Genomic DNA, 13,015 nt, shown 5'->3' with positions numbered 1-13,015 from the left:
GACGGGCCCGGCTACAGTGAGACCGGAAACCGGTCGCCGCACTCGGGCCGGACACCTGGAGGACCCTTGGCACCGATCGCCGCCGGCTACGAACCCGTCGACTTCCACCCCTCGCGCTACACGCAGCCGCGGCTGACGAACAAGCAGTGGGTGGCCGGCATCATCCGGAGCAGCGGCGGGATCAGCCGCTCGGACCTGGCGCTGCGGACCGGGATCTCGAAGTCGGGGGTGGCCGCGCTGGTGGGGGAGCTCCTCGCGGACCGCCTGGTCGACGAGGTCTTCGAGGGCGGTCGCACCCACGACCTCGAACGCCGTCGCCGCTCGGCCACGCTGCGGGCCGTGCTGCCGGACGTGCTGATCGGCACCATCCAGTTCGACCACGAGGGCATCACCGTGGTGATCGCGGACATGACCTGCGAACCCCTCGGCCGCGCCTTCGCCGAGGCGAGGATCAACACCGCCCCCGGCCCGCTCTTCGAGACCGCGGCCGGTCTGCTGCGCGGGCTCCTCTCGACGCTCGAACGACCCGAGCCGCTGGATGCGGTCGTCGTCGCCCTGCCCGGACCGATCGACAAGGCCACCGGACGGGTGCGCTCGCCCAGCGTGCTCTCGGCGTGGTCGGACACCGACCCGGCGGAGGAGCTCGGGCGGCGGCTGGGCATCCCGGTGCACATCGACAACGACGCCGACCTGGGCGCCTGGGGCGAGTTCGTCGAGGGGGCGGGGCGCCCGTTCACCGACTTCCTCTATGTCGAGGCCTCGCGCGGGATCGGCGCCGGACTCGTGCTCGACGGCGCGGTCTATCGGGGGTCGGCGGGCATCGCGGGCGAGATCGGCCACAACCAGGTCGACCCCGCCGGGCCGCTCTGCCGATGCGGTCAGAACGGCTGCATCGAGGTGGTGGCCTCCAGTGGTCCGGTGCTGGCGAAGCTGCGCGCGATCCGGGACGACCACGCCGGCGCCCTCAGTCTCAACGACTTCGTCGACGGCGTGAGCGCGCGGGTGTTGCGCGAGGCCGGGCACACCCTGGGGCAGGTGCTGGCCGAGGCGTGCAACCTCCTGAACCCCCAGGCGATCGTCATCGGGGGTCAGCTGGGGAGCGCGCACGAGTCGTACCTCGAGGGCATCCGGGAGGCCATCCGGCGCTACGCCCAGCCGGTCATCGCCGACGGGCTCGTGGTCGTGGCCGCCGGGCTCGGGGAGTCGAGCGCGCTGACCGGGTCGCTCATCCGGGCCCGTCACCTCGTCTTCGACCACGAGTTCCGGCTCGAGCTCGGCGGCACGTCGCTGCCACGGAAGGCGCACGGAGAGGTCACCGTCGACACCGGAACACGGGCCGCCGGAGCACTCGTGTGACCGGATTCTGGACTTCTGGCGATGTTCGCGCGGTGATTGACGTCCGTTAAGGACTATTTCTGGACTTGACACCCCAATGGGGGGACACCTTAGAGTTACCTGTGATCACAGTAAGTGGTTCACCGGTCACACAAAGGAGTGAATATGGCGTCACGAGTCCATCAGAAGGGCAGGCGCAGGAGCATCGGCGCCGGGATCATCGGGGCGGTCGCCGCCGGGCCGCTGCTGGCCGGCGGAGTCTTCGCCGCACCGGCATCCGCCGCCCCCGCGCAGCCCGACCTCGGCACGCGCACCGCCGACATCATCTCGGTGGACGGACTCCAGTTCCGCGACCTCGACGGCAGCGGAGACCTGACCCCCTACGAGGACTGGCGTCTGTCGTCCTCCGACCGAGCGGCCGACCTCGTCGCCCGGCTCGACCTCGCCCAGAAGGCCGGCCTGCTGATGCACGCCAGCCTCACCGGCCAGGGCACGTACGACCTGAACTCGTTCAACGGGTTCCTGCAGAACGGGCACATCACCACGTACATCTCGCGGCTCGGCGTCGGCGCCGTCACGCTGGCGGACGAGCACAACAAGCTCCAGCAGCTCGCCGAGGCCCAGCCCTTCGGCATCCCGCTGTTGATCAGCACCGATCCCCGCTCGGGCTTCACCGTGACCGAGGGGCAGACCGTCTCCAACGGCGACTTCACCCCGTTCCCGGATGCGATCGGCATGGGTGCCGTGAACGACCCGGCGATCACCCAGCAGATGGGCGACATCATCCGCGAGGAGTACGCGGCCGTCGGCATCCGCGAGGCCCTCTCGCCCCAGGCCGACATCGCCACCGAGCCGCGCTGGACCCGCATCAACGGCACCTTCGGGTCGGTCGGTGAGGATGCGAAGGGTCAGGTCGCGGCCTACGTCACCGGTCTGCAGGGCGGCACCGAGGGCATCGGCCCGGACAGCGTCGCCACGGTCGTCAAGCACTGGGTCGGCTACGGCGCCCAGGAGAACGGCTACGACAGCCACTACTACTACGGCCGTTACGCCACCTTCCCCGGCGGCAACTTCGCCGAGCACGTGATCCCCTACGAGGGGGCCTTCGCCTCGGGCGCGGCCGGCATCATGCCGACCTACTCCATCCTGAAGAACCTCTCGATCGACGGCACCCCGCTCGAGCAGGTGGGAGCCGGCCACAACGAGTTCCTGCTGCAGGATCTGCTGCGCGGCCAGTACGGCTTCGACGGCGTGATCACCTCGGACTGGGGCATCGCCAACGACTGCCCGCAGGAGTGCCTCGACCGGCGCCCGCCGGCATCCTTCGTCGGACCGTGGGGTGCGGGAATGCCCTGGGGCGTCGAGAACCTGACGCTCCCCGAGCGCTACGCCAGCGCGATCAACGCCGGTGTGGACATCATCGGCGGCAGCGACAAGCCGCAGAACGTCGTCGACGCCGTGAACCTCGGCTACCTGAGCGACGCGCGGGTCACCGAGGCGGCTGCCCGCGTGCTCGAGCAGAAGTTCGACCTGGGCCTGTTCGAGAACCCGTACGTCGACCCGGCCGTGACCGATGAGGTCGTGGGTTCGGCCGCATCCCGCGCTGTGGGCCTCGACGCCCAGGAGCGCTCGCTGACGCTGCTCGAGAACGAGGGTGACGCCCTTCCGCTCGGCGCCGGCGCAGGCCGCACCGTGTACCTCTCGGGCATCACGGCCGAGGCTGCTGTGGCCGCCGGATTCGTGCCGGTCACCGACCCCGCCGCCGCCGACCTCGCGATCGTGCGACTGACGGACCCGCGTGGTGGAGACGACCTCACCGACCTGGACTTCACCGGTCAGGAGGCCGACTTCCAGGCACTCGCCACCGCTCACGCGGCCGGCGCGCTCACCATCGCGGTGCCCCAGCTGTCGCGCCCGCTCATCCTCGGCAACGTGCTCGAGAACTCGGATGCGGTGCTCGCCGCGTACGGCGCCTCGGACGAGGCCGTGCTGAACGTGCTCACCGGTGCGGCGGAGCCCCAGGGCACGCTGCCCTTCGAGCTGCCGTCGAGCATGGCCGAGGTCGAGGCCCAGTTCGCCGACGTGCCGAACGACACCGCGAACCCGCTGTTCGCCTACCGGGCCGGGCTCTCGTACGCCGACCCGGCCGGCACGCCCGGCACTCCCGCGCCGACCACGACGCCGGCACCCGGAACCCCGGGCTCGGATGTCGCTGCTGACGGGAGCGGCGCGCTCGCTGCAACCGGTCTGCCGGCCGGCACGATCCTCGCGGTCGGAGCCTTCGTGATGGCGGCCGGAGCGGTTCTGGTCTGGCGCGTCGTGCGTCGGCGCCGGATCGCGTAGCGCGGAGCAGATCGAATAAGAGGGGACCGGGCTGCGTGGGGCAGCCCGGTCCTCTTTCTCGTTGACAGAAGTCCCGGGCTCAGTGCTCCTTCTTGATCACAAAGTACGAGCCGCGGATGGTGCCGGCCAGCTTCGAGCGCTGGCGGGCGAACTTGAACCGGTCGACCAGCTCGTCCGGCACCTCCATCCCGTCCGAGAGCTTGAAGCCGACCGCACGCCTCCCGCCCTCCTCGAGCGCGTACATCACGTTGATCGAGAGGCCGCTCTCGTAGAAGACGTAGGCCATCCGCAGGCACTCGACCTCGAAGTCGGTCGCCTCGAGCGGCGGGGAGGCGATCACGAGCTCCTTCTCGTCCTTCAGGATGCCGTGCACCCAGTCGATGGTCGCGCGCGCGGCGGGCTCGTCGGCCGCCTCGACCGTGAAGGTGTGGTCGTACTTGTTCTTGAAGTACCGCGCCTCGTTCGCGCGCAGGCCGGCGAGGGCCTCCACGACCGGCGAGGACTCAAGCCCGACGGGGGAGACGGAGACGAAGTCGACCTCGTATGCCATGACGTGCATCCTCTCGTTGCCGCGGTCTCAGTGGCCGCGGGTCCATCATGGCGCGCGCGGGGTCGGCGGTCGATACCGGGATGGGGGAGCGTGGAGCGCGCTCCGGCTGACGGTGCCGGAGCGCGCCCCGGGTCAGGCTCGGCTGTTCCTCCGGCGCAGCACCAGGAGGAAGCCGCCCGCAGCGGCGAGCAAGGCCGCGACCGCGAGGATCGGCAGCACGACCGCACCGGTCGAGGCGAGGTCGCCCGAGTGCGGGTCGGCCGACGCGGGGGAGGCGTCGCCGGCGCCGCCGCCATCCGCCCCTGATCCCGTTCCCGGAGTCGCGCTCGGCGTCGGCGTGCCGGCGGGGTCCGTCGGCTCGGGCGTCGGCACGGCGACAGCGAGCTGCACCGAGCGGTACGGGGTCAGCGACACCGGGCCGAGGAGGCCCGTGCGCTGCACCGCGGGCAACTGGTAGTTGCTGTCACCGGTCGCCCGTACGGCGTTGAACATGGTCGTCGCGACCCTCACGGTGATCGTGTTCGTGCCCGCGTGGAGCGTGCCTCCCAGGTCGATCCGGTCGCGGTCGGACTGGTTCACCGGCACGGAGACCCCGTTGACCTGCACCTGCGCCGTGTCGAGAACGTCGCCGAGCGCGAGGTACGCCCCGTCGCCGTCGGTCCAGCCGGAGCCGAGGTCGATCGTGGTCGTGTAGGTGCCGATGCCGGAGGCCTTCGTGAGGTCGACCGGGGCCGACAGCTCCGACCACGCGGGCAGCTCCCCGTCGTCGGTCGCCGGGACGGCGAACGAGGGCGTATCCGTCTTCACCGTCGTGTAGGCGTTCTCGCCCGGGCCCCAGGTCTGGGCCTGGAGGCTCCAGGCGTCGAGCGCCCGCGCGGCGGGCAGGCCGTCGACGGTGGAGGTAAGGCTCCGCCCGTCGCTGAGCTCGGTCGCGAACGCGCCGTCCGACTCCGCCCGGAGGGACAGGGTGCCCGGCTCGGCACCGCCGACCACGGCGGCGTCGCTCCGCACGGCGTGCACGGCAGCGGTCGCCGGCCAGGGGCTGCCCGCGGCGTTCGCCGTCGCCGGGTCGACGAGGGCGATGACCGTCTTGTCGTTGGGCGCGATCCGCACCGGGACCGTGACCGCGGAGCCGTCGGCGCTCACCGTGTACTGCGCGATCGGGGTGATCGCACCGGTCCAGGTGTCGAGCGAGTAGGGCAGGCCCGACCCGGAGAGGGTCAGGTTCTGTGCGACCTCGGTGGCCGACCGGTTGTAGACGAAGTCGTACGTGGTGTCGCCGGCGTCTCTGCGCACGGTGCCCAGTGCATCTGTCGTCTCCTCGGGAGTCACCGTGGGCCGGATGCCCGCCGTCGCCAGGGCGGCCGGCAGATCGGCTGCCTCGGCCACCCGGGTCACCGAGGGCTGCGCGAGCAGTGCGGTGACCGCGGTGGCGAGGGCGGCCGGGTCGTCGCCGGCCCCGGTCGGCTCGGTCGGGGCTGTGCCCACCACGAAGACCCGCAGGCCCTCGCGGGCCAGCGCGAGCATCCGTTCGGCGGCGGGGAGCGACATCGTGCGCTGATCGTTCAGGATGACGGCGTCGTAGTCGGCGGTGTCGCCGAAGAGCCCGCCGTCGGCATCCGCGACCAGGCCCGGCTGCAGCAGGTGCGAGGGCGCGACGTAGTCGTAGCTGTAGCCGGCCTCGGAGGTCGCCGAGTCGGTGCCGAGCATGTGCTGGTCGGGCTGCTGGCCACTCACTGAGCTGCCGGCGAGCCCCAGATCCTCGTAGTACACGCCGAGGTCGAGCCGGCTCTGTCCTTCGCGCAGGATCAGCTGGGTGCGGGCCAGGCTGTCGTTGATCGCGTGGTAGTCCTCCCAGCTGGCCTGCCGGGGTCCGAAGGCGTCGTTGACATTGAGGGCGCCGAAGATGTCCCACGGGTTGTAACCGGGCCAGGTGCCGCCGTCGCGGCCGCTGGTGCCGACCCCCTTCGGGGCGTCGCGGTACGGGTAGCCGTGCCAGACGAGCTGGTTCACGCCTCCGGCATAGGCCTTGTAGACGCTGTCGAGGATGCCCTGGGAGTACTTGCCGCCCACCTGGGTTCCGTCGCCGCCCTGGCCGTACTGGCCGCCGACGTTCGGGCCGGCGACGCTCGAGCGGTACCCGCCGAGGAAGGCGGCGCAGCACTCGACCGAGACGACGTCGTTGCCGGCGAGGTTGGCGCCGGCGCTGACGACCCGGTAGTCCTGCTCGGCACCGAGCGGGTTCGGGCTGCCGAAGTTGAGCGACTCGCCCTCGGGGATGCCCGCGGCCGAGGAGGCGGTGCCCGTGGCGATGGGGGTGCCGTAGGCCTGCACGCGGAAGTCGAGGCCGTGCGACCGTGCCCAGGCCTGCATCGGCGTGACGTACTCGTCGACGTAGAGGTCGCTGACGGTCTGGCGGTAGTCGTCGCGCACCTTCTCGCCGAGGCTGCCTGCGAAGTCGAAGGCGGGGGTCGCGGTGCCCTGGATGCCGGCGCCGGCCAGCGCCGGGAGCAGCAGCGTCGGGTCGTACCCGCGGCGCTCGGCGAACGCGTCGAGCAGGCCCCAGGTCCACTTCTGCGAGGTTCCGAGCTCGAGCGAATCCTCGAAGACCGCGCCGCGGCCGATGCGGTCGAGGTTCGCCTGCACGGTGTCGGTGAGGATGTTCTCGTCCCAGAAGTCAGCCTGGATGCGGACGCCGCCCTCGCCGAGGTGGTCGACCACGTAGTTCGGCTGCGTGGCCGTGTAGCCGCCGCGCTGGGCGATCAGGCCGGAGGGTGCCTGGGTGAAGTCGATCAGCACCCACGGGTTGCCGTTGCCGGCCGGGAAGGAATAGGCGAGCGTACCGTCGACGACGCTCGCGGTGACGTCGGTGACCGATTCGGGCACGAGCGACACCGGACCGGTGCCGCCTGGCGCGCAGGGTCCGGCGCACTGGGCGACGAGGGTGCGGATGCGCGTGGTGCGGGCGACGTCGACCACGGGTTCGCCGTTGGCGTGCGCCTGAGCCAGCGGGGAGACGGTGAGCGAACCGCACACGGCGAGCCGGTCGCCGAGCCCGGTGACCGACACCTTCTCGGCGGTCGCGCCGGAGCCGATCGTGACGGTGTCTCCGACGGCGAATCCTCCGACGGAGGCGACGCCGATCCGTGTGGCACCCGCTGTCGCGGGCTCGCAGAGGGCGGTCGTGACCGAGGGCACCGCGGTCGCCGATTGCGGGAGTGCTCCGCTCCGGCTCGCCCCGGCAGCCTGGTACTCGGCGGCGAACAGCAGCTGCTGCTCGGCCTCGGGCTGGTTGAAGCTGTCGAGCGTCGGGACGGTGGGCGGGTACTGCGGGCCGAGGTTCTGGTCGACGCTGAGGCCGAGCTCGGCGGCCTCGCCGGTGATGACCTCCATCTTGTGCGCCCAGGTGGGCGTGCCCCAGCCGTACTGCACGAGGAACGGGTTGCTCTGGTTGCCGTCGCCCGGCACCACGAAGGGCGCGATCTCGACCCCGCCCGCTCCGGCGGACGCGATGTCGCGGAGTTCGTCGCGCAGCACGTCGTCGTCGACGTAGGCGAGGGGCAGCCAGTAGCGGTACATCGGGCGCACGTCGGCCGCGGGATCGGCGAAGGAGGAGGCGGCGGAGGTGGGGGATGCGGCTGAGGCGGCTGGCGCCGCGGATGTGGTCGTGGTGGAGGCGGCTGCCGGTGCGGCTGCTGCCTGGCCGAACGCGGGTGCGAGCGGAGCCGCGAGCACGCAGGCCGCGACGGCGACGGCGGCCGCTCGACGGCCCCGGCGCGGCGGGGCGGAGGGAAGGGGACGGGAGGTCACGGTGTCCTTTCATCATTGAAACGATTCACCCTCGGCGCCGCCGCTCGCTTCGATGAAAGACTACGGGCGGGTCGCGATCCGGGTTCGATCGCACCTTAGCAAGAAAGCAGACGTCGTATACAAAGTTGGGCGGAATGAGACCGGTGACCGAGCACGTTCCCAACGTCGAACGCACCGCTCGGGCGCGCCGATCCATCCTCGAGGCGGCGGCCCGCCTCTTCGGTGCGGACGGGTACGACGCAGTCGGCATCCGGGACATCGCGAGCGCTGCCGAGGTGAACCCGGCCCTCATCACGCGGCACTTCGGTTCGAAGGAGAACCTCTTCCTCGAGGCGGTGAATCCGGGGGAGCGGTGGGAGCGGTTGCTCGACGGGCCGATCGCCGATCTGGGGCCGCGGGTCGTCGAATCGGTGCTGCGGGATAGGCGGGACGGGCTCGAGGTGTTCGGGGCCACGATCCGCGCGTCGGCGCGCTCCGACATCCGGGACCATCTGCGCTCGTCGATCGTGCAGCAGTTCGCGACTCCGCTGATCGAGCGGCTCCCCGGCCCGGACGCCGAGCTGCGCGCCCACCTGTTCGCGGCGCAACTGATCGGGCTGATGACCGCCCTCACCGTGTACGACGACGGCTCTCTGATGGATGCGCCGACCGCCGACGTGGTCGCGCTCTACGGCGGCGGGCTCCAGAGGCTGCTGACCGGGCCGTGACGGGGATCGCGCCTCGGTCGTTCTGAGGTGATTGTGAGATTCGGGGTCTTGGCACTCGGGAGAGGGGAGTGCGCCCGCGTCATGCCCGTCGACCTCTACCGCGACGCCGACCGGTACGTGCTCAACGCCGACCTGCCGGGCGTCGACCCGGGATCGGTCGACATCGACGTCGACGGCCAGCTGCTCACCATTCGGGCGCAGCGCACCGCCGGCAACGCCGAGGGCGCGAAATGGCTCGCCCAGGAGCGGCCCGCCGGGTCGTACCTGCGGCAGTTCAGCATCGGCGAGGGCGTCGACACGGCGGGGATCTCGGCGAGCTACGACAACGGCGTGCTGAGCGTGATCATCCCGGTCAGCGAGCGGGCGAAGCCGCGCAAGATCCAGGTGCAGAGCCAGGCTGCCTCGGAGTCGCCGGCGATGGCCGCGGGCACGGCCGCAGCCGACGAGCAGAGGACGTTGACGAGCTGACCTCGTCGGGACTCGCTCGGCAGCAGTTCGGAGTAGCTCAGAGCAGCTCGAGGTAGGCGGCGCTGGCTGCAGCGCCGCCGAACGCGAGCGCTCCGGCGAGCACGGCCGGACGCGACCCGGGCCCCTCGGCCGAGGAGGCCAGAGCGGCGACGGAGAGCGTTCCGGCCGTGTTCGTTGTCCAGCCGAGGTGGACGAGACGGCGGGCGCGCGCCTCCACACGACGCGAGCGCGGTGAGCGGGCCCGGATGCCGATGGCGATCGCCGCCGGGATCCAGGTGAGGAAGCCGACAGCGGATGCGGCGGCGGCCAGCGCGGCCCGGCTCCGGCGGCCGCCGGGAGCGGCTGCCGCGCCACCCCGCGCAGGTGCCGCGCCCGAGGCAGGAGCTGCACCCGAGCCAGGTGCCGCGCCCGACGGTGGTACCAATGCCGCGTCACGGGAAGCCACTGCGGTGATAGCCGCGACGCCGGCCAGGTCGAGGGCCAGCACGAGCACCAGCGCACCGGTGTGCGGGCGGCGGGGCATCGCGGCATCCTCTACTCGGGCGTGCCCCGGTGGCTGCTTGGCGTCTGGTCGCGCGGGATGGCCTCGTGCGGGGGTTCGTGGGAGCCGGGGGCGCGGGGCTTGCCGCGGGCGTCGTCGCCTCCGGTGCGCTCCTCCTCCGAGAGGTCATCCAGGGTCAGCAGGCCATCCGGATCCCGGGGATCCTGCTCGCCGTTCATCCGCTTGCCCAGCTGCGCCTTGTCGTCGTCGCTCACCATGCTCCCACCCTGCCCCGAAGGCGGCGTCAGCGCACGGCCTCCCGCGGCGCGGCGGCCTCGGCGAGTACCGTCGCCAGCGTCGTCGGGTGCCGCAGCACCTGGAAGTGCCCCCCGGTTGGCAGCTCGATGTTGTTCGCCCCGGGCAGCACGCTGCTCTCCGGGATCATCGGGTCGAACTGCCCGAAGATCGAGGTGATCCGCTGGTTCACCAGATCCTCCGCCGCCAGCAGGGTGGTCACCGGGTCGCTCGCCCGGAACGCCCTCAGGGTGCGGTTCGGCGCCCACTCGGCGTAGCGGCTGCCCGAGAACGGGGTGGCGACCGCCACCATCCGCACGAGCTTCTGCGAGGGATCGAGCTTCATCATCGCGTACTTGCCGATCAGCCCGCCCTTGCTGTGCGCAGCCACGAAGACGTCGTCGAGCCCGTTCTCGTCGATGAATCGGGCGACGAGCTCGGCCGTGTCGATCACCGGTCGGCGGTTGTGCCGGAGGTCGGTGATCACGAAGACGGGATGACCCGCCTCGTGCAGGTGCTCGACGATCTCGCGCATGAAGTGCCAGGTCTCGTAGACGCCCGGGATGACGACGCAGGGCCGCTTCGTGCCGGTGCGGTATCGCCGCGGGTCGATCCGCGAACCCATCCCTCCGAGCTGGAGGCGGACGGCGGCCAGGTAGTCCTCGCCGAGCCAGCGGGCGCGGTCGGGCCAGGGGGAGTTCATCGCACGCCGATCCTGTGGAACGCGGCGACCTCGTCGGCCAGTGCATCGGCCCGGGCGTGCTGCACGATGTGGGCGCCACCGGGTATTTCGACGAACCGTCCGTTCGGCGCCGTTTCCGCGAGCTCGACGCACCACTCCCGGCTCGCCACCGGGTCGCGCGCGCCCCGCACGACGAGAACGGGGCAATGGATGCTCCGCACCGCCTCGTCGATCCGGTACGCGAGCATCGCCTCGAGCTCGGCGGCGAAGTACCTCTGCCCGGTGCGCAGGTAGTCGGCCATGTTGATGGCGGCGCCGCCCGGCTTCTCCCGCGGGAAGTCCTTGACCAGGTCGGCTCCCTGCTGCCGGGCGGTGCGGCGGCGCGGGTCGACGACGGGCGCGACGAGGACGAGCCGGTCGACGAGCTCGGGTCGGAGCCGCGCGACCTCGGCGGCGATCTGCGTGCCCATCGAGTGCCCGATCAGCACGACGGGACCGAGCGGGGCCCCGGCCTCCGGCGGTCGCAGCCGGCTCTCGATCGACGCGATCACCTCGGCGGCGTAGTCCGGCACGGACATCGGGGGGAGCTCGCCCTCCCGCATCCGCTGCTCGGCGAGCGCAGAGAGGGGGAAGCCCGCGAAGCCGCTGAGGTCGAGCGCGAGCACCGGCCCGTGGGCCGCGAGGGCACGGGTGAACCGATAGCTGTACCGGTGCGACATCCCGATCCCGGGGACGATCACGGAGGTGGGCCGGTCGATCTCGGTCATCCTTCCAGCATCGTCCGGATCGCCCCGATCGGCTCGTCCGGCGCGACAGAATGTCAGCAGAACGGCGGCTTCCCCTGCGCGGCACCGCCGAGGTCGGGTGCACGCGGGGGCTGTGGAAACCGAACGGTTTCCCCAACTTCTCGGGATCGTGACCGCGGGGTGCCGAACTGGGGTTACGGTGGCCGGGTGAATCGACCTACCGCATCCACCGTCGGCGAGCTCCGGGCCTCCGGGCACACGCAGAAGACCCTGCGCGCCGAGATCAGAGACAACCTGCTCGACGCCCTGCGCGAGGGGCGCGACCCGTGGCCGGGCCTGCACGGCTTCGAGGCCACCGTCATCCCTCAGCTCGAGCGCGCGCTCATCGCCGGGCACGACATCGTGCTTCTCGGCGAGCGCGGCCAGGGCAAGACCCGGCTGCTCCGCACCCTGCCGGGCCTCCTCGACGAGTGGACGCCGGTGATCGCCGGCTCCGAGCTCGGCGAGCACCCCTACGAGCCGATCACCAGCCAGAGCCGGCGCCTGGCCGAGACCCTGGGCGAGAACCTCCCGATCGCCTGGCGGCACCGAGACGAGCGCTACGTCGAGAAGCTCGCGACGCCGGACACGAGCGTCGCCGACCTGATCGGCGACGTCGACCCGATGAAGGTGGCCGAGGGGCGGAGCCTGGGCGACCTCGAGACCATCCACTTCGGCCTGATCCCGCGGAGCCACCGTGGGATCGTCGCGATCAACGAGCTCCCCGACCTGGCCGAGCGCATCCAGGTCGCGATGCTCAACGTGATGGAGGAGCGCGACATCCAGATCCGCGGCTACGTGCTGCGACTGCCGCTGGACGTGCTCGTGGTCGCGAGCGCCAACCCCGAGGACTACACGAACCGTGGCCGGATCATCACGCCGCTGAAGGACAGGTTCGGCGCCGAGATCCGCACCCACTACCCGACCGAGCTGGCCGACGAGATCGCGGTCATCCGTCAGGAGGCCGAGCTCGTGGCCGAGGTGCCCGACCACCTGGTCGAGATCCTCGCCCGCTTCACCCGCGCGCTCCGCGACTCCCCGGCCGTCGACCAGCGCAGCGGCGTCAGCGCCCGGTTCGCGATCGCGGGGGCCGAGACGATCGCGGCCGCCGCCATCCACCGCGCGACCCGGCAGGGCGAGGCCGAGGCCGTGGCCCGGCCCGTCGACCTCGAGACCGCCGTCGACGTGCTCGGCGGCAAGATCGAGTTCGAGTCGGGGGAGGAGGGGCGGGAGGACGAGATCCTCGACCACCTGCTCCGCACCGCGACGGCCGAGGCCGTGCGCGCCCACTTCCGCGGCGTCGACTTCTCCCTCCTCGTCGAAGCGCTCGAGAGCGGCGCCCTGGTCACGACCGGTGAGCAGGTCGCGGCCCGCGACTTCCTGGCCGGGCTCCCGTCGCTCGGCGAGTCCGAGCTCTACGACGAGATCTGCGCCCGGCTCGGCGCGACGAACGACGGCGAACGGGCCGGCGCCATCGAACTCGCCCTCGAAGGTCTCTACCTCGCCCGCCGGGTGAGCAAGGAGACCGGCGGCGGCGAGACGATCTACGGCTGAGAGGCG

Annotated in this window: 11 protein-coding genes; 5 read left to right on the top strand and 6 right to left on the bottom strand. The window is 71.6% G+C overall.

Going from position 1 to position 13,015, the window contains the following annotated elements:
* Positions 1-66: 66 nt before the first annotated feature.
* Positions 67-1,356, top strand: a complete 1,290-nt coding sequence (locus HSO01S_RS15725) for an ROK family transcriptional regulator (RefSeq protein WP_066043207.1) — start codon at positions 67-69, stop codon at positions 1,354-1,356.
* Between the two features lie 144 nt (positions 1,357-1,500).
* On the top strand, positions 1,501-3,678 hold the full coding sequence (locus HSO01S_RS15720; protein ID WP_066043205.1) for a glycoside hydrolase family 3 protein: 2,178 nt from the start codon (positions 1,501-1,503) through the stop codon (positions 3,676-3,678).
* A 79-nt stretch (positions 3,679-3,757) separates the two neighbouring features.
* Here HSO01S_RS15720 and HSO01S_RS15715 read toward each other — a convergent pair whose 3' ends face one another.
* A complete protein-coding gene (locus HSO01S_RS15715) occupies positions 3,758-4,228 on the bottom strand; it encodes a DUF8821 family protein (protein WP_066043203.1) in 471 nt (156 codons plus the stop codon).
* A 132-nt stretch (positions 4,229-4,360) separates the two neighbouring features.
* On the bottom strand, positions 4,361-8,038 hold the full coding sequence (locus HSO01S_RS15710; protein ID WP_157079112.1) for a glycosyl hydrolase: 3,678 nt from the start codon (positions 8,036-8,038) through the stop codon (positions 4,361-4,363).
* A gap of 143 nt (positions 8,039-8,181) precedes the next feature.
* Between HSO01S_RS15710 and HSO01S_RS15705 the strand changes: the two genes are divergently transcribed.
* Both HSO01S_RS15705 and HSO01S_RS15700 read left to right on the top strand, forming a co-directional pair.
* Entirely contained in the window at positions 8,182-8,745 is a 564-nt protein-coding gene (locus HSO01S_RS15705; RefSeq protein ID WP_169799995.1) for a TetR/AcrR family transcriptional regulator, read from the top strand.
* Between the two features lie 81 nt (positions 8,746-8,826).
* Entirely contained in the window at positions 8,827-9,213 is a 387-nt protein-coding gene (locus HSO01S_RS15700) for an Hsp20/alpha crystallin family protein (RefSeq protein WP_084361742.1), read from the top strand.
* 37 nt (positions 9,214-9,250) lie between these two features.
* On the opposite strand, the gene HSO01S_RS15695 is transcribed toward HSO01S_RS15700, so the two are convergent.
* From HSO01S_RS15695 to HSO01S_RS15680, 4 genes are read right to left on the bottom strand one after another with little or no spacing between them, the layout of a single operon-like run.
* Positions 9,251-9,736, bottom strand: coding sequence for a hypothetical protein (locus HSO01S_RS15695; protein WP_066043195.1), 486 nt, complete (start codon positions 9,734-9,736; stop codon positions 9,251-9,253).
* 11 nt (positions 9,737-9,747) lie between these two features.
* Positions 9,748-9,972 (bottom strand): hypothetical protein, encoded by a 225-nt coding sequence (locus HSO01S_RS15690; RefSeq protein WP_066043193.1) that lies wholly within the window; start codon positions 9,970-9,972, stop codon positions 9,748-9,750.
* 26 nt (positions 9,973-9,998) lie between these two features.
* Positions 9,999-10,691 carry an esterase/lipase family protein gene (locus HSO01S_RS15685; RefSeq protein ID WP_157079111.1) on the bottom strand — a complete coding sequence of 231 codons (693 nt, stop codon included), beginning with the start codon at positions 10,689-10,691 and terminating at the stop codon, positions 9,999-10,001.
* Complete coding sequence (locus HSO01S_RS15680) at positions 10,688-11,437, bottom strand: alpha/beta fold hydrolase (RefSeq protein ID WP_066043191.1); 750 nt, start codon at positions 11,435-11,437, stop codon at positions 10,688-10,690. The genes HSO01S_RS15685 and HSO01S_RS15680 overlap by 4 nt, the downstream gene beginning before the upstream one ends.
* A 186-nt stretch (positions 11,438-11,623) precedes the next feature.
* Between HSO01S_RS15680 and HSO01S_RS15675 the strand changes: the two genes are divergently transcribed.
* Entirely contained in the window at positions 11,624-13,009 is a 1,386-nt protein-coding gene (locus HSO01S_RS15675; protein ID WP_066043190.1) for a MoxR family ATPase, read from the top strand.
* Positions 13,010-13,015 lie beyond the last annotated feature (6 nt).

The sequence above is a fragment of the Herbiconiux solani NBRC 106740 genome, assembly GCF_001571005.1.
Classification (GTDB): Bacteria; Actinomycetota; Actinomycetes; order Actinomycetales; family Microbacteriaceae; genus Herbiconiux; species Herbiconiux solani.
This window is presented reverse-complemented; position numbering and strand designations above follow the sequence as displayed.

Bases quoted from the DNA above. Each gene is read 5' to 3' on its own strand.
- HSO01S_RS15720 (WP_066043205.1), top strand. From the start codon at position 1,501: ATGGCGTCACGAGTCCATCAGAAGGGCAGGCGCAGGAGCATCGGCGCC.
- HSO01S_RS15690 (WP_066043193.1), bottom strand. From the start codon at position 9,972: ATGGTGAGCGACGACGACAAGGCGCAGCTGGGCAAGCGGATGAACGGC.
- HSO01S_RS15695 (WP_066043195.1), bottom strand. From the start codon at position 9,736: ATGCCCCGCCGCCCGCACACCGGTGCGCTGGTGCTCGTGCTGGCCCTC.
- HSO01S_RS15680 (WP_066043191.1), bottom strand. From the start codon at position 11,437: ATGACCGAGATCGACCGGCCCACCTCCGTGATCGTCCCCGGGATCGGG.
- HSO01S_RS15715 (WP_066043203.1), bottom strand. From the start codon at position 4,228: ATGGCATACGAGGTCGACTTCGTCTCCGTCTCCCCCGTCGGGCTTGAG.
- HSO01S_RS15685 (WP_157079111.1), bottom strand. From the start codon at position 10,691: ATGAACTCCCCCTGGCCCGACCGCGCCCGCTGGCTCGGCGAGGACTAC.
- HSO01S_RS15700 (WP_084361742.1), top strand. From the start codon at position 8,827: ATGCCCGTCGACCTCTACCGCGACGCCGACCGGTACGTGCTCAACGCC.